Origin of the sequence: Cryobacterium sp. TmT2-59 (assembly GCF_004403545.1) — a bacterium.
Taxonomy (GTDB): domain Bacteria; phylum Actinomycetota; class Actinomycetes; order Actinomycetales; family Microbacteriaceae; genus Cryobacterium; species Cryobacterium shii.
The window spans coordinates 18,148-34,466 of the sequence record NZ_SOGM01000086.1 but is presented as its reverse complement, the minus strand read 5'-3'; the positions used below and the strand labels follow the sequence as shown (position 1 = coordinate 34,466).

Genomic DNA, 16,319 nt, shown 5'->3' with positions numbered 1-16,319 from the left:
TTCGTCGGAATCACTGATCGTAGTTGTAGGCGTGGCCGTTGACGGTCACCGTGAGGCGCACCGTGCCGGCCGGCGCGGGCGCGGCCAGGGCGCAGGAGTTCGGTCCGCCCCGGGTGGAGGAGGCGGGGTCACCGCGCACGGAGCAGGTGTAGTCGGCGCCGATCCCGTTGTTGTCCGGCCCGTTGGTCCAGCCGAACACGCCCGTGACCGGGTCGTAGGCGAGCCCGGTGACGGTGAACCTGACGGATGCCTCCGGCGCCGAGTAGGTTCCGGACCAGGGCCCGCAGGTACCCCAGGGCGAACAGGCCTGCACCTGGTACCGGACCGTCTGCCCGAACGGGAGGCCCAGCAGTTCCCGGGGCCAGCCCGACCCGCCGAAGGTGACCTGGCTGCCCGGGACCCCGTTGCCGGACCCGTCGACCGCCCGGAGGTTGTACTCCCTGATGCCGGCGCTCGGGCTGACCCCGTCGACGCGCAGGTCCCAGGCGTCGCCTCGCGCCGCCATCGAGCTCTGCACGTCGGTGACAGGCCCCGGAGCCTGGCGCACAAGGGCGCTCACCACGTCCGTCGGCGCGCAGCCGGCCCGGTTGTAGCCCCACACGATGAAGTAGTACCGGCCGTTGTCGGTGAGCAGGTTGTCGAAGGTGGCCGAGGTCGTCGCGCCGCTGAGGATCTTCTGTTCGGCGACGATTCCGCCCTGCGTGGGCGCTTTGAGCGTGCCCGGCGCCGGACTGGACACGCTGCAGGCTTGGGCCCCGGTGGGCACCTGGTCCGCGCTCAGCCGCTGCACGACGTAGCCGTCGATCGCGTCGCCCCGGCCATCGAACGGGTCCCAGGTGAGCGCCACCGAGCCGCTGGAATCCGTCGCGTTCGCGGAGATCGCTCCGGCCCGGGCGGGTCCGAACGGCGTTCCCGCACCCGAGGCGCTGCTCCAGCCGGCCAGGGCGGGGTAGGCGTCGTTGCGGGCGCTCACGGTGAATTCCGTGTTCGCTCCGTTGGTCAGTCCGGTGACGACGATGCTGCACGAGGTCGCGCCGCAGTCGGCCCCGGACGCGCTGGTTTCGCCGCGGCCGGTTCCGCCCACGGTCACCTCATAGCCACGGATGGCCGTCCCGCCGCCCTGCGCCGCCACGGTGTTCCAGCGCAGGCGCAACCCGCCGTCGAGCGGTTCGGCGGCCAGCCCGGTCGGAGCGGGCGGCACCACGTCGGACCAGACCCGGTCGGCGAGCACGGCCGGGTCGGACAGGCCGATGGCGTTGCGGGCGGCGACGGACACCCGCAGGGCGTTGCCCTGCCCGTTGCCGGGGGTCGCCACCTCGCAGGTCGTGGCCTGGCAGGGGGTGGTGCCGAGGGGGGCGCCGGAGGACGCGTCGAGCAGGGTGATCTCGTAACCGGTGATGGCTGAGTTGTTGAAGGCGCCCGGGTTGAAGGCCACGGACAGTCCGCGGTCGGCGAAGCCGGTCACGCGCACGCCGGTCGGCGCGTCGGGCTTGTCCTGTACCGAGATCCGCACCGTGCCCCAGGCGTAGCGGTTCGGGTCTCCGGTGGCGTCGGCGACCTGGTATTGGAGGTTCGTGTCCGCCGGCGCCGCGTCCTGGGCCACCACGACCGTGAGCCTGCTCTTGTCGGCGCTGGGCGTGATCGTCACTCCGCGGGGGACGCTGCCGCCGTCGAGGCCGCGCACGGCGACGACCCGCAGCGGCACCGCCGGGAAGGGGTTCGTAGCGTCGTCGTTCGCGAGGACGTCGACGACGGTGGTGCGTCCGCGTGGGGCGATGGCCGTGTCGGCGACCGGGATCGCCCGCGGTCGAGTGGAGGCGACCACGCCCAGGTCGATCCGGCCCGCCTTGCCCGCGGTGACGCTGTCGCGCACGCCGATGGTGATCGCGCTCCGGTCGCCCTTCGGCGTGGATTCCGCGGCTCGGAGGGTCAGCTGCTGGCCGTCGAGGGAATAGGTGAACCCGGTCGGGAGCGGTTCGAGCACCGTGTAGGCCAGTTCGGCCTGGTCCTTCGGATACGGGTAGGAGGTGAGCCTGGTCAGGTCGATGACCTTCGTCTGGTCCGGCTCGAGGTCCAGCACGGCGCCGTCGAAGGCGGGCGGCTGATTCTTGCGGGGGGTAACCGTGATGGGCAGCACGATCGTCGCGGTGCGCCCGTCCGGGTCGGCCGCGCCGGCACCGTCGGTCACCTCGAACGAGATCGAGGCCGGCCCGTAATACTGGTCGGCGCTGGTGTAGGCGAGGGCGGAATCGGAGCTGACCAGGTCGGCGCCGTCCGCGTGGGTGGCCTGCACCAGGCTCCGGTCGGTCAGGCGCACCTTCTTGCCGCCGACCGCGACGACGTAGTCGTTGATGTCGATGCTGAGCAGGGACTCGCTCGACACGGTCAGTCTCGGGGCACCCTTGCGTAGCTGGGGCAGGGCGTCGTCGGTGCCCGGCACCCAGATGAAGGCGTAGGACACGATGCTCGGGTCATCCGGGTTGCTCACGGAGAAGGGAATGATCTGGCCGGCGTCGCCGACGCTGACCCGGATGCGCCGGGCATCCGTCACCTCGGCGACGCCCGAGAAGCTCGCCGGCACGCTCAGCCCCAGGCTCTTGACCGGGCCGTCCGCGAAGAAGACGTTGGCGAGGACGTCGACGTCGATCGTGCCGCGGGCGTCGAGCACATCGGAGAGTGCCACGTGGGTGTCACGGGCGTCCGGTTTGGAGAGCGGGGCGTCCGCGCGCACCACGACGGTGAGGAAGGTCGAACTCGTGCCGCCCCGCGCGTTCTGGATCTCGTAGATGAACCCGTAGCGCCCCTCCTGCGCCGGTGCTCTGACGGAGACGACGTCACCGTCGATGACGGCGCGCCCGCGGGAACCGGCGGTGCCGGTCGCCTCGACCCGGGTGATGGTCAGGTCTCCGCCGTCGGGATCGGAGTCGTTGCCGAGCACCCGCACGGCGACCGTGCTGCCGGGGCGGACGGCGACCTCGTCGGGGGCCGCGACCGGGTTCCGCGCACCGTCCAGGCGGGGGCTGATGCCCACGCGCACGCTGCCGACGGCGCGGGCGCCGAGGGCGTCGACCACCGAATAGGTGAACGTGTCCGTGCCGGCCGAGTACTCCCCCGCCGTGTACTCGATCGAATCGGCGCCACGGATGGTGACCGACCCCTTCTCCGGATTGGTCTCCTGGCCGACCAGCTGCACGGAGTCCCCGTCCGGGTCGATCCCGGACAGCGGGATCGGGATGCTCACCGTGTCGCCGGCGAGCACGCGGGCGGTCACCGTCTTCGGCACGGGCGGGTTGTTCGAATCAGGGTCCGCTTCCCGAACCGCGATCCGCACCTCGGCGTTGGCGAACTGGCCATCCGGCGCGTTGACCCGGTAGACGGCCGTGAAGTTCCCCGCCGTCTTCGGCGCCAGGAAGCGCAGCTTCGTTCCGGCGGCGAAGAGCAGGCCGGAACCGGCCGGTAGCGGGGTCGCCAGCGTCGGGTCGAGGGTGAGCGTGTCGCCGTCCGGGTGCTCGTCGTTGGCCAGCACCGGGATGTCGATGGCATCGCCCACCCGCACCGAGACCGTGTCCGGCACCGCGATGGGAGCCTGCTTCTGCGCCGGCGGCGGGATCTCGATCACGGTGACCGTGCCGGTCGCCTCGGCGAGGCCGTTGCTGACGCGGTAGCCGAAGACGGCCGTCGCGTTCTCGAGCGGTTGCGTCAGGGTCACCCGCAGGATCCGCTGGTCGAGGATCTCGACCCGGAGGCCGCTGTCGGCGGGGACATCCATCGTGCCGGTCACCAGCAGAACACCGCCGGCGGGATCGGAGTCGGTGGCCAGCACATCGACCAGGGTGGCCTGCTGGCCGCGGATGAAGGCCGTGTGCGGCACCGTGACCGGCGCGGTGTTGGCGTCGGGCGCGGGGGCGACCTCCACCCGGATCCGACCGGTCCCGGTGAGCTGGCCGTCCGTGACGGCGTATTCGACCTCGTGCACGCCCACCACGGCGCTCTCGAACCGGAAACTGCCGCCGTCGTAGTCGGCGGTGATGGTCGCATCGGGTTTGGCCGGCACGCTGCTCAGCCGGAGGGGCGCCGAGCCGCCGCGGGCGTGTTCGAGCGGCACCACGGTGACCTCGCTGCCGGCGGTGGCCAGGACCACGAAGGATTCCGCGACGATCGGGACCGACCCGCTCGGCCGCACCGTGACCGAGAGCGATCCGGTGCCGGTGTCCCGGCCGTCCGTGACCGACAGGGTGACCTGTTTGGCACCGGCCTCGGTTCCGGCATCCGTGTAGACGACGCTGCCGGCCGGCGTGAAGCTGACCAGGTCGGGCGCGGGGATCGTCGCTGCGGTCAGGTAGAAGGGGTCGGAGTCCGGGTCGACCCAGTCGCCGAGCACCTGGCTGGTCACCCGCCCGCCCGCCCGCACGGTCGTGCTGGTGGTGCGGGCCTGCACGGGGGCTGAGTTCTCGTCGTCGCCGCGCAGGGTGAGAGTCACCGTCGCCGAGGCGCTTCCCCCGCGCCCGTCGTTGATCGTGTAGCCGAAACTCACCGTGCCGGTGGCCTCCGGTGTCAGCGCGAGCTGCACCTGCTGGGTGTTCCCGACGAGGGCGAGCCGGCCGGTTTCGGCCGGCAACGGGGTCACCGCGTCGATCACCAGCACATCGCCGTTGGGGTCGAAGTCGTTGAGCAGGACCGGGAGCGTCACGGTTCGGCCGGGCCTGGCCCCGAATTCGTCGTCGACGGCGACCGGGGGAGCCTGGGATTTCTCGTACTCCGGGGTGGCGTCATCCGTGTTCTGCTCGACCTGCTGCTGGTTTTGGTCGGCGTCGATCAGGTCGGCCCAGTTGTCGATCAGTTCGTTGCCCTGCTGCACCGCCCAGGCCGCGCCGTCTCGCGCGTCGTTCAGCACCAGGCCGGTGCCGTTCCGGCGGAACGAGAGCCGGGCGTCCCCGGCGAGGCCGGTCAGAGTGGCCGTTGTGCCGTCGGCGGGGTCGTTCGCGCACTGGCGCCAGACGGTGCCGTCGGCCCAGGCCGCGTAGGAGCAGGCCTCATCCGACGCGGGGGCGGCAGCGGCCCCACTGCGACCGGTGACCACCGCGGCCGGCGGTCCGCCCTCGAGGCTCACGGAAACGAGCCCCTCCCGGTGGGAGACGAGCACCCGGTCGCCGCGCACGCTCGGCTGGGCCAGCAGTGGCCCGTCCCCCGAACGGATGATCCCGGTCAGGTCGACCTCGCCGCTCTCGAGGTGCAGGCGACGGGTTGACTCGTTCAGCAGTGCCCACCGGTCGTCGACGCTGGTCAGCTGGTAGCGGTCTTCCGGTGCGCCCGCGGCCAGGGTGAGAGTGTCCGTGACAGTACCGGCGGTGAGCAGGTCCACCCGGGACAGCTCGCCGGTGGACGGGGTGAACGCGTACAGCACCCCGTCGGCGTCCACGCTGACGACGGATCCGGCGCCGAAGGCCAGCGTGGGTTCCGCGGCCGCGTCGAAGCCGTCCAGGCGGCTGACGGGCACGTTCCAGACGTTGCCATCCGACGCGATCACCGCTCGGTCCCCCGCGAGGAACACGGTGGGCGCGGTGGGCGGCAGCGCCACGCTGTCGGCGACCTCCGCGGTCGCGGGGTCGAGGATGTCGAGCGCGCTGTTGCCGCGATCGAGCACCAGGACGGTGGCGCCCTGCTGCACGACATCGAGGTTCCCGCTCCCGGCGGTGACGACGGTGTTGAGCTCGAACACCGCCGTGTTGGCCCGACCGACGACCTGCCGGGTCTCGTTCGTCACCCAGACGGCGGCGTCGCCGAGGTCGAGGCGCTGGGCCGTGTAGCCGCCGGAGACGATCGCCACGGCGGCGATGACGGCGACCACGACGGTGCCGCTGAGCGTGGTGACGAACAGGGAACGGTGGGCGGAGAGCCACCGACGGATCACGGGCCGCCACCGGTGGTGTCGACGCATTTCTCGCCGCTCGGAGTGCCGGCCTGGCCGTCCCGGCTGACGGACACGGTCGCACAGACCCGCTCCTCGCCCTGCGGGTCGACCGCGAATTCCGTTCCGCGCTGGATGCTGCTCTCGCCGGTGCGGAGGGCGACCACGAAGTTGTCGCCGTCCCTGACCCCCGGGTCGGGCCAGCTGAAGACGACCGTCCCGTTGCGGAGTTCGCCGGACACATCGCTGACGCCGGGGATCGCGTTCCCGGAGTCGCGCATGAGGAAGGCGACCGCCGTCGCGGCCAGCCCGAGGATGAGCACCGCCGCCGTGAGCAGCGCCACGAGCGTGAGCGCTCGCTTGCGCGTGCGGGGCAGGGTCGTCACGGTGTCCCCCGGTGTGCCGCTGCCCGTTCCGGCCCTGGTCGTGGACCGCGGTGCGGCGCCGGCCGGGACGGGCTTCCGGCGCCGGCGCCCGGCGTAGGCGTCGATCGAGTTGATGGCCGTGATCCGGGTCTTGTCGTCCTGGTCCGCGAGCGTGCTCGTCGCCCAGTCGTCCACCGCGACCTCGAGGCGGGTCTGCGCGAGCCCCAGCTCCGCCTCGACCGACTGCAGCTCACGGATGAGTTCCAGCACGCTGGGCTGCCGGAGTTCCGGGCGCCGGGACATCGCCCTGGCGAGGATCAGTTCGAGCCGGCCGGGCACATCGGTGCGGTTCAGCGGGGGAATCCCGGCCTTCTGGATCCGGCCCATGATCTGGGCCGAGCCGTTGTCCGCACCGGGCAATTCGAACGGCGAGCGGCCGGCCAGCAGGGAGTAGAGCGTGGCGCCGAGCGACCACACCTCGGAGGCCACCGAGCCGGAGATCTCGTTCAGCAGCACCTCGGGCGCCGACCAGGGGATGGAGAGCCCGATCGCGTCGGAATTCTCGGCCTCGCCGAGCGTGGCGGCGATTCCGAAGTCGGACAGCACCGGGTGTCCGTACGCGGTGACGAGGATGTTGGAGGGTTTGAGGTCCCGGTGGAGCACTCCGGCCCGGTGCGCCGTTTCGACGGCGCTGGCGATCTTGATTCCCACCCGCAGGGTCTCCGGCACCGAGAGCGCTTCGACGCGATAGCTCTGACTGAGGGTGGAGGAACAGTACTCCATCACCAGATACGGTCGCCCGTCGGCGGAGACGCTCGCCTGGAAGACCGTCAGGATGGACGGATGCGAGCTGAGCTGGGCCATCAGATTGGCTTCGGCCTGGAACAGCTGGCGAACGTGGTCGTTGACGATCTCCGCCAGCAGCACTTTGACCGCGACCTGACGCCGGGGCATGTTCTGCTCATAAAGGAAGACGTCGGCGAAACCGCCGGAACCGAGCACGCGCAGGTAGGAGAACCCGGGCAGGTTCGGGGGCGTCGACGGTAAGCGTCTGGCCATTGTCGCCTCCCGTGTCATCGATGCATCTCGTGCGTGGACCCATGCCGGCGACCGGGTTTATCGACGGGCGTGGTTTTAAGTCTAGGCACGGGATTTCCCGAACCGGGGCCGGGGAATCACCCCAACTCTGGGGGTACGGACCCTTCGGCTGCTGCGGTGTCTTCGGTTGCTGAGGAGTCTTCGACGGCGAGAACGTCGAGCACGATCACGGTGACGTTGTCCCGACCGCCGTTGTCGAGGGCCGCGTCCAGGAGTGCCTCCGCCGCGTCATCCGCCCGCGGGTTGGAAATGAGGAAATGACGGATGCCGTACGCCGTGAGCTCCTTGGTCAGGCCGTCGGAGCAGATCAGCAGGCGCATTCCGGCCTGCAGCGGGCGGATGCGGTAGTCGGGAACGGGCGGTTCGTGGAAGCCCACGGCCCGAGTGACGATGTTGCCGTGCGGGTGCACGTCGGCTTCGTCCCGCGTGATGCGTCCCGCGTCGACGAGTTCCTGCACAACGGAGTGGTCGGTGGTGACCTGTTCGAGCACGCCGGAGGTGAGCTGGTACACCCGGGAATCGCCGATGTTGAAGACGATCCACTGGGGTGCGCCGGACACGATGCCGATTGCCACGCCCGTCACCGTGGTTCCGGTGCCGAGGTCGGTCACGCCTTCGCCGGCGGCCATGTCGATGACCGAGAGGCCGAGGGCGAAGTTGATCGCTTCCGCTTCGAGGTGGTCGGTCCCGGCGAGTTCGGCGAGCCGGGTGACCACCGCGGCGCTGGCGACGTCGCCGGCCGAATGGCCGCCCATGCCGTCAGCGACGGCGAAGACGGGAGGTTCGGCGACGAGGCTGTCCTCGTTGACCTGGCGGCGGTGCCCGGTGTCGGTGAGGGCGGCCCAGGCCAGGGTCACCGTCTTCTGCACCGACGGGAGAACGACCGTGAAGCCGGTCGAACCTTGACCTATCTGGGTCACGGATGTGCCTTCCGAAATCGGCGTGCGCTTACTGAGTCGGCGTGATGCCGCTCGCGGGGAGGATCTCGATGATATTACCGTCCCCGATGTCCACCTTTGTACCGGGCAGCGCCACCAGCGACTCGCCGGGGCGCAGCCGCTGCCCGCGGCCCCGGGGCGCGGTGACGATTGTGCCGTTGGTGGAGCCGAGGTCGGTGACCACCACCGACTCCCCCTCCTGCCCTATTTCCAGGTGCGTTCCGGAGACGGCGGAGGTCGGGGAGGCGACGGTGACGAGCCGAACCGGAACGGACCGCTGAATGCGCGGTGGGCGCGGCCGACGGCCGAGCTGGCAGACCGTGTCCAGGCGGATTTCCTGGCCGTCCGGCAGCCGGAACCCGCACCGGGGCCGGTCGGCGGGCGCGCCCCGGGGCCCGTCGGCAGGCTCGGCCTGGGGCTGCGGGGCGGGCGCGGGCAGGGTCGGCCGATGCAGGACGGTATCGGCGTCCGCGCCCGCATCGGGGCGGGGCACCCGGATGAGCGTCGATTCCTCGCTCTGGGCGAGGTCCGCCAGCGACCAGAACAGGGTGCGCGCCAGAACCGTGCCCACGCCGAAATCCCGGCCCGCTTCGAGCCGGTCCAACCGGGGGGCGGATCGCTCCGGCGAACCGACGGCCAGCCCGATCACGGCGCGGAAGTCCGCGAGGTGCCAGGGACGGATGCCGCCGGCCGTGAACCGTCGCGACCCGCCGACCGAGAACACATCGACCGCGACCTCGCCGCGGACGATCACGGACACCGGGATGCCGTCCTCATCCGTCGGCGCCCGCTGCACGATGACCGCGAAGCTCTCGACCGCGTCCCCGCCACCCAGCGGCAGGAGCGCGACGATGTCCTCGGCCTCCACCTGGGGTGCGCTTACCAGCGCGTTCAGGGTGGCGATGATGCCGGACGGGGTGGCCGCGGGCAGGGCGGCCATGAAGCCGCGCCCCACCACAAAGGTCCAGTCGGCTGCCTGTCCGGGCAGAAGTTCGTAACCGACGCGTCCCACGGCAGGCCACCTTCCGTTGAGTGCACCGGGCACCGGGTACCGGGTGCAAATCGCCGACGGCACCACGTCGACGGGTTTATCCTAACGGCGACCGACCGAAACCCAACCAGACGAAACCAGGCCTTTCTCATTCGATTCCGTCGCTTTCGAGCTGATTTTCTGCGGAATCGCTTGCCTGAGGGTGTTCTCGCTGTCATAATCGCTGAATGGCTCTAATCGGACGCAACGCTGCGGGCAAGACGGCACAACTGGACGATGTCTCGAAGAAGATCATCGAGCAGCTCCAGGCTGACGGCCGCCGATCGTATGCCGAAATCGGCAAGGCGGTCGGCCTGAGCGAAGCGGCCGTGCGCCAGCGCGTTCAGAAGCTGACGGATGCCGGGGTCATGCAGGTGGTCGCAGTCACCGACCCGATGCAGCTGGGCTTCTACCGCCAGGCCATGATCGGCATCCGTGCCACCGGGGACACCCGGGTTCTCGCCGAGCAGCTGTCCGCCATCCCGGCCGTCGACTATGTCGTGCTCACGGCCGGTTCGTTCGATCTTCTGGTCGAAGTCGTCTGCGAGGACGACGACGAACTCATCACCCTGCTCAACTCACAGATCCGCAGTCTCGATGGGGTTTCCTCCACCGAGACATTCGTTTATCTCAAACTCCACAAGCAGTTCTACAACTGGGGAACACGGTAAAAAATGACTATCACAGCACCCATCGCTCAGACCGACGAGACGGCGACACCTCGCGTCTACACGGATGCCGAGAACGCCACCCTGCAGCAGAAGGCGAAGGACCACCTCTGGATGCACTTCTCGCGCCAGTCGGTGCTCGAAGCCGGCCACGGCGTGCCGATCATCACCAAGGGCCAGGGTCACCACATCTGGGACTCCAACGGCAAGAAGTACATCGACGGATTGAGCGGCCTGTTCACCGTCCAGGCCGGCCACGGCCGCAAGCGCCTCGCGCAGGCGGCCGCGAAACAGGCGGAGGAACTCGCCTTCTTCCCGATCTGGTCCTACGCCCACCCGAGCGCGATCGAGCTGGCCGACCGACTGGCCTCCCACGCCCCCGGCGACCTGAACCGTGTGTTCTATTCCACCGGCGGCGGCGAGGCCGTCGAGACGGCCTTCAAGCTCGCGAAGTATTACTGGAAGCTGCAGGGCCGCCCGACCAAGCACAAGGTCATCTCGCGCAACGTGGCCTACCACGGCACACCGCAGGGCGCCCTGGCCATCACCGGCATCCCCGCGATGAAGGAGATGTTCGAACCGGTCACCCCGGGCGGGTTCCGGGTGCCGAACACGAACTTCTACCGGGCCGATGAGATGGGCTCCGGTCTGGGCGACGACCTGGAGAAGTTCGGCCTGTGGGCGGCCAACCGGATCGAAGAGATGATCCAGTTCGAGGGGCCGGAGACCGTGGCCGCAGTGTTCCTGGAACCCGTGCAGAACTCCGGCGGCTGCTTCCCGCCGCCCCCCGGCTACTTCAAGCGGGTACGCGAGATCTGCGACCAGTACGACGTGCTGCTGGTGGCCGACGAGGTCATCACGGCCTTCGGACGAATCGGCAACATGTTCGCGTCGACGACCTTCGGGATCGAACCGGACATGATCACCTGCGCCAAGGGAATGACCAGCGGATACTCGCCGATCGGCGCCACCATCATCAGCGACCGCATCTACGAGCCCTTCAAGCACGGCGACACGACTTTCTACCACGGCTACACCTTCGGCGGGCACCCGGTGTCCGCTGCGGTGGCCATGGCCAACCTCGACATCTTCGAGGAGGAGAAGCTCAACGAGAACGTGCGCGAGAACTCGCCGCTCTTCCGCGCCGAACTGGAGAAGTTGCTCGACCTGCCGATCGTCGGCGACGTGCGCGGTGAGGGTTACTTCTTCGGGATCGAGCTGGTCAAGGACAAGGTGACGAAGGAGACCTTCAACGACGCCGAGTCCGAGCGCCTGCTGCGCGGCTACCTGTCCAAGGCACTGTTCGAGGCCGGGCTCTACTGCCGCGCCGACGACCGCGGAGACCCCGTCGTGCAGCTCGCTCCCCCGCTCACCATCGGCCCGGCCGAGTTCAGCGAGATCGGCGATATCCTGCACGGCGTGCTCTCCGAGGCACCCAAGTACCTCTAGGCAAGCACCCGACCGGGACGCCCTGACTTCACGGCCAGGGCGTCCCGGTCATTTTTCTGAGGTCTCGTCCGGCGGCACGGCGAACGCCCAGTCCGGCAGGTGTCCGCTCGACACCACCGTGTCGAGCAGCTCGGCCATGCCGTAACCGGGGTCGATGGAACGCGCCTGGTCGATGAAGATGCCGGCGACCGACCCGCGGCCCATCGCCCAGGAGAGCCACGCCAGCATGCAGAGCGGTGCCGGCCGGCACGCGCGAGGCGCCAGCGCGACGACAGCCTTCAGCAGCCGGACGGCCCGCTCGATTCGGCCGGGGTCCGGGCGTTCGTCCGTGAGACCGAGCATGTAGTCGCTGGTCTCCCGCGCGTCCGGCACATCGGGCACGTCGGATGCCGCGCATTCCTCGGCGACGAGGTCGTCGAGGCTGCGCCCGGTGGCGCGTTGCAGGGCCGCGTAGTGCAGATTCAGCGCGAAGGTTCGGCGCCCGACCGATTCCCCGAACGCGAATTGCAGCATCATCTGGTCCCGGCAGGCCGGTCCCTGCACGAGGAAGAGCAACGCGGCGGCTTCCTCCACGGCGAGGTTCTCCGAATCGAAGCCGAGCGCGGCCTCGGCGGTGGCGACCGGGTCGATGATGTCGCCGGCCAGGTCGAGCAGTTCCGGCACGGTCTGCGCGGAGCTCCCGAGCCGCTGGTACCTGGCCAGCCTGCGGCCGACCCGAGCCTTCCGCGCCGGGTCGACCCGCGGCAGGTCGGCCCGGCTTCGCAGGGTGGCGAGGTCGAGGCGCGCCTCGGCGGGAATGGACCGGTTGACCTCGGACGCCGCGATGGCGCTCAACGGATGCCCGCCGGCCGGGCAGTCGGGGTCGAGGTAGGACCCCCATCCATCGGGTGCCACGCAGAGCGAGTCCCGAACCAGGAACCCGCACAGGCGTGCGCGTGCAGAGAGGACCTCCGCGAATCGTTCCTGGGGCAGGCCGGTCACGCTCGCGATGGGCTCATCGCTGTAGACGACCGGGACGACCGCATCCACCCCGGGGATCTTGCAGAGCGTGCCGATGAGCGACGAGACGACTCGTCCCAGCACGGAACGGGAGGAGTCGGGTTCAGGAAGGTTGAAGCGCATCGCTCCGCAGGTTCGGTTGCCGCGGAAGGCGACGAGCACCAGGCTGTTCTCGGGCAGGAACCCGGCCAGCTGAGGCACGAGCGCGAGGAAGTCGTGGGCTTCCCTGGTCTTGACGATTGTCCGATTCATGGGACAACCCTTGCCCTGGCCGGCGGCACGGCACGGCGCCGCCCGGGACCGGTGAAGAACTCCGGGCTCCGCCGCCTGTGGAGGCTTCCTTCAGCAAACCCGACCGCCGACGACGTACGCTGTGATGACAGATGCGGCCGGTGGGGGAAGCAGCACACCGACTAGCGAACGAGGTCCACGGATGCCGATCACCACCATCCTCGACCTCACCCTCCTGCTCGTGCTCGTCGGCTACCTCGTCTCCGGTTTTCGCAGCGGTCTGATCGGCAGCCTGAGCGGCATCGCCGGCCTCGTCGGCGGCGCCGTCGCCGCCTACTTCTTCGTTCCGCTGGTGGGTTCCTGGGTCCCCGCCGCCGAGTGGCGCACGGCGGCCACGCTCGCGACCGCGGCCCTGCTCCTGTTCGGCGGGCTCTCCCTGGGGGGAGCGATCGGCCGGGCGCTCCGCCCGCGCCGCGCCCGCGCCAGGCTCCACGCCGTCGACCGCGTCTTCGGCGCCGGAGCCGCTCTCACGGTCTCCGCCCTGGTCGCCTCCATGATCGCCTTCAGCATCGGCTCCCTCGGGGTGCCCGTGCTGTCCCCGGCGATCGCCTCCTCGAGCGTGATCCGCACGATCGACTCCCTCACGCCCGACCAGGTCAGGACGCTGCTCACCCAGCTGCGCTCCGTCGTCGTGACCGAGGGCATCCCCCGGGTGATCGAGGCCTTCAACGGCCCGGCCCCCACGCTCCCCAGCATGGGAACGGACAGCGACGCGCTGCTCGCGGCACAGGCATCCGTGGTGAAGATCACCGGCACCGCCTACGCCTGCGGGCAAAACCAGTCGGGCAGCGGTTTCGTGATCGCCCCCGACCGTGTCCTGACCAACGCCCACGTCGTCGCCGGCGTGGCCGAACCCGTCGTCGAGACCCCCGACGGCAACGCCAGGCCGGGTCAGGTCGTCTACTTCGACCCGAGCGTCGACCTCGCCGTGATCGCCGTCTCCGGCCTGGACGCTCCTCCGCTGCCGCTCGGCGACAACCTCGCGCCGGGCAGCCCGGCCGTCAGCGACGGCTATCCCTTCGGCGGCCCGTTCGAGTCCGGGCCCGCGGAGGTGGTCGCGGTCGCGCCCGCCCTGGTGGCCGACATCTACGGCCAGGACCCCTCCCAACGGCAGATCTACACGCTGGCCGCCGATGTGCAGCACGGCGAATCGGGCGGCCCCCTGCTGAGCGAGGCCGGTCTCGTCTCCGGTGTCATCTTCGCGAAGTCGACGGTGACCGCCAACCTCGGCTACGCCCTCGCCATGGAAGAGGTCGACCCCGTGGTGGAGCAGGCCGCGGCGCTGCGTGCGCCCGTGTCCTCCGGAGCCTGCATCAGCGAATAGCAGCCCCGCGTCACGATGGCCGCCCGCACCCGTGGTCGGGCCTCGTGGCGCAGGTTAGCGACGCCGGCGGAGCTTGTAGCCTGCGCCGGCGGCCCTAACCTGAGCCGCGAGGCTGGGCTGGGCCCCTCGTCACGATGGCAGACTAGACGGGTCCCGCAGAAGCCGGCACCACGAAAGGCCCGTATGACTATCATCGCCGCCGCAGACGGCTCCGCTCTCGGCAACCCCGGCCCCGCCGGCTGGGCCTGGTTCGTCGACGATTCCTGCTGGGCCGCCGGCGGGTGGAAGCACGCCACCAACAACCAGGGCGAGCTCAAGGCCGTGCTCGAGCTGTTCCGGGCCACCGCGCACCTGGACGACGACCTGCTCGTGCTCTGCGACAGCCAGTACGTGATCAATTCCATCACCAAGTGGATGCGCGGCTGGAAGGCGAAGGGCTGGCGCAAGGCGGACGGCAAGCCGGTGATGAACCTCGACCTGCTGCAGGAACTCGATGAGGCCCTGAAGGGGCGCAAATACCGGTTCGAGTGGGTCAAGGGGCACGCGAACCATCCCCTCAACGAGGCCGCGGACACCCGCGCCCGCGCCGTGTCAGAGGCATTCCAACGCAGTGCTCCGATCAACCCCGGCCCCGGCTGGGTGCGGGCGGGCGACGCCCCGCCGCCGCGACGGCCGGCCCTGACCGCACCGGCCACGAAGCCGGCTGCCGTGACCGCTCTGCCGGCCGCGCGGAAGCCGCCGGCCGGGCCGGCGCATCCGGAGCTCTTCGCGTTCGACGACGAGCCGGCCGGCTCGCACACAGTGTCGCTGGAGCTCTCTCCGGAGGCGCACGCCCGCCTGACCCGGCGCGCAGCCACGCTCGGCGTCAGCGTCGAGGAGCTGCTGCGCGGTCTGATCTGACCGATGAATCGGCCACCGCGCCCGCAGCGCCGTTCACGGCCCTGTGCTGGTCACGGCCCTGTGCTGGTCACGGCCCTGTGCTGGTCATGACCGTGTGCTAGTCATGACCCATGACACGTTTCCTCGGAGTGGATCTGGCCTGGGGTGAGGGCAGCGCCACGAAACAGGCCAACGAATCCGGCCTCGCCTGCGTCGACGAGAACGGGCGCGTGCTCGACGCCGGCTGGGCCCGCGGCACGGATGCCGTGGTGCGGTGGATCGAACGGATGTGGGAACCGGGGGCCGTCCTCGCCATCGACGCGCCCCTCGTGGTCGACAACCCCTCCGGCATGCGACTCTGCGAGCGGGAGACCGGCAGCCGCTACGGTCGCTGGCACGTCGCCGCGAACGCCTCCAACCTGGGTCTCCCCTGGCTCGCCGGGGTCGCGGTGCGGCGCCGGCTCGAGGCCGCGGGCTGGACCTACACTGACGGCCTCTCCGCGGTGCCGCCGGCCGCCGCGAGCTTCTTCGAGTGCTACCCGTACACGACCCTGGTCGGCGCGGAGGAGCTGGGCTACTCCGACAGGCGTCCCCGGTACAAACGCATGGGCACCTCGCTTCCGCTCGGGGAACGCCGCACCGAGCGGGCGATCGTCTGCGATGACCTGATCCAGCGGATGTGGGGGCTCACCGGCGCCACCCCGCCGCTCGATCTGGGCTCGCATCCCGTCTCCGACGCCCTGATCACGACGGCCTCGCCCCTGCTCGACACGGCCTACAAGCACCGCGAAGACCTGATCGACGCCCTGCTCTGCGCCTGGACGGCGTCACTCTGGTGGCGGGAGGGCACCCGGCGCTGCCAGGTTCTGGGTGCCCGGGACGCCGTCTCGGACGACGGGCACCGGCCCACCATCATCGCGCCGGCCCGCCCGGAACAGCGCCGCGAAGCCGTCGTCCTGTCGGCGGCGCCGTCACAGTCGACGCCGTGCGGCTCTAGCGCACCGGGTACCAGCGGGCCTTGACCCGCTCGGTCACCTGCCACGACAACGGCTCGGCTCTGGCCTGGGTCGCCGCGACGACCTGGCGGCCGACCCGCAGAGCCATGCCCGTATCATTCGCCGTGAACCTGACCGTCGCCCGCGCCGATCCGGCGACCACGGCCAGGTCGGAGGCCTCCACGGTCGTCAACTCGGCGGCCGCGGCCGTCATGCCGGGCAGAACGGAGTCCGGGGTGACGCCCGGGCGGAGCGCCCCGATGATCAGGGTGATGCGGAACGAAGGCATCCTGCCAGCGTAGGGTGCCCGCTCCCCCGGGTGGCCACCGGGCGCGAAGAGGGGTTCACTGTTCACTGGATTTATCTGAAGAATCG

Annotated in this window: 11 protein-coding genes; 5 read left to right on the top strand and 6 right to left on the bottom strand. The window is 70.3% G+C overall.

The features are described from left to right. Positions 1-10: 10 nt before the first annotated feature. The 4 genes from E3T24_RS13155 to E3T24_RS17680 form a co-directional block, all read right to left on the bottom strand. On the bottom strand, positions 11-5,911 hold the full coding sequence (locus E3T24_RS13155; protein ID WP_241975810.1) for a fibronectin type III domain-containing protein: 5,901 nt from the start codon (positions 5,909-5,911) through the stop codon (positions 11-13). Beyond that, complete coding sequence (locus E3T24_RS13150; protein WP_134365398.1) at positions 5,908-7,332, bottom strand: serine/threonine-protein kinase; 1,425 nt, start codon at positions 7,330-7,332, stop codon at positions 5,908-5,910. The genes E3T24_RS13155 and E3T24_RS13150 overlap by 4 nt, the downstream gene beginning before the upstream one ends. A 116-nt stretch (positions 7,333-7,448) precedes the next feature. Beyond that, on the bottom strand, positions 7,449-8,291 hold the full coding sequence (locus E3T24_RS13145; protein ID WP_134365397.1) for a protein phosphatase 2C domain-containing protein: 843 nt from the start codon (positions 8,289-8,291) through the stop codon (positions 7,449-7,451). Positions 8,292-8,319: 28 nt separating this feature from the next. Further along, entirely contained in the window at positions 8,320-9,321 is a 1,002-nt protein-coding gene (locus tag E3T24_RS17680) for an FHA domain-containing protein (protein ID WP_241975809.1), read from the bottom strand. A 206-nt stretch (positions 9,322-9,527) separates the two neighbouring features. On the opposite strand from E3T24_RS17680, the gene E3T24_RS13135 reads away from it, so the two are divergent. Further along, entirely contained in the window at positions 9,528-10,010 is a 483-nt protein-coding gene (locus E3T24_RS13135; RefSeq protein ID WP_134365396.1) for an Lrp/AsnC family transcriptional regulator, read from the top strand. Positions 10,011-10,013: 3 nt separating this feature from the next. Next, on the top strand, positions 10,014-11,456 hold the full coding sequence (locus E3T24_RS13130) for an aspartate aminotransferase family protein (protein WP_134365395.1): 1,443 nt from the start codon (positions 10,014-10,016) through the stop codon (positions 11,454-11,456). Positions 11,457-11,504: 48 nt separating this feature from the next. Here the strand turns inward: E3T24_RS13130 and E3T24_RS13125 are convergent, their stop codons facing one another. Next, entirely contained in the window at positions 11,505-12,707 is a 1,203-nt protein-coding gene (locus E3T24_RS13125) for a DUF4192 domain-containing protein (protein WP_134365394.1), read from the bottom strand. A 181-nt stretch (positions 12,708-12,888) separates the two neighbouring features. On the opposite strand from E3T24_RS13125, the gene E3T24_RS13120 reads away from it, so the two are divergent. The 3 genes from E3T24_RS13120 (at position 12,889) to E3T24_RS13110 (ending at position 15,971) form a co-directional block, all read left to right on the top strand. Then, positions 12,889-14,070, top strand: a complete 1,182-nt coding sequence (locus tag E3T24_RS13120) for a MarP family serine protease (RefSeq protein ID WP_134365393.1) — start codon at positions 12,889-12,891, stop codon at positions 14,068-14,070. A 183-nt stretch (positions 14,071-14,253) separates the two neighbouring features. Further along, the gene (locus E3T24_RS18280; RefSeq protein WP_134402470.1) at positions 14,254-14,970 is read left to right on the top strand and encodes an RNase H family protein; all 717 of its coding nucleotides are present in this window, start codon (positions 14,254-14,256) and stop codon (positions 14,968-14,970) included. Positions 14,971-15,080: 110 nt separating this feature from the next. Beyond that, a complete protein-coding gene (locus E3T24_RS13110) occupies positions 15,081-15,971 on the top strand; it encodes a DUF429 domain-containing protein (RefSeq protein ID WP_134402469.1) in 891 nt (296 codons plus the stop codon). Here the strand turns inward: E3T24_RS13110 and E3T24_RS13105 are convergent. Then, a complete protein-coding gene (locus E3T24_RS13105; RefSeq protein WP_134434696.1) occupies positions 15,943-16,233 on the bottom strand; it encodes a hypothetical protein in 291 nt (96 codons plus the stop codon). The two genes, E3T24_RS13110 and E3T24_RS13105, sit on opposite strands and share 29 nt — an antisense overlap. Positions 16,234-16,319 lie beyond the last annotated feature (86 nt).

Excerpts from the sequence above, each read along its gene's own strand:
- E3T24_RS13120 (WP_134365393.1), top strand. The coding sequence starts at position 12,889 with ATGCCGATCACCACCATCCTCGACCTCACCCTCCTGCTCGTGCTCGTC.
- E3T24_RS13125 (WP_134365394.1), bottom strand. The coding sequence starts at position 12,707 with ATGAATCGGACAATCGTCAAGACCAGGGAAGCCCACGACTTCCTCGCG.
- E3T24_RS13130 (WP_134365395.1), top strand. The coding sequence starts at position 10,014 with ATGACTATCACAGCACCCATCGCTCAGACCGACGAGACGGCGACACCT.
- E3T24_RS13105 (WP_134434696.1), bottom strand. The coding sequence starts at position 16,233 with ATGCCTTCGTTCCGCATCACCCTGATCATCGGGGCGCTCCGCCCGGGC.
- E3T24_RS13135 (WP_134365396.1), top strand. The coding sequence starts at position 9,528 with ATGGCTCTAATCGGACGCAACGCTGCGGGCAAGACGGCACAACTGGAC.
- E3T24_RS13150 (WP_134365398.1), bottom strand. The coding sequence starts at position 7,332 with ATGGCCAGACGCTTACCGTCGACGCCCCCGAACCTGCCCGGGTTCTCC.
- E3T24_RS18280 (WP_134402470.1), top strand. The coding sequence starts at position 14,254 with ATGACTATCATCGCCGCCGCAGACGGCTCCGCTCTCGGCAACCCCGGC.
- E3T24_RS13110 (WP_134402469.1), top strand. The coding sequence starts at position 15,081 with ATGACACGTTTCCTCGGAGTGGATCTGGCCTGGGGTGAGGGCAGCGCC.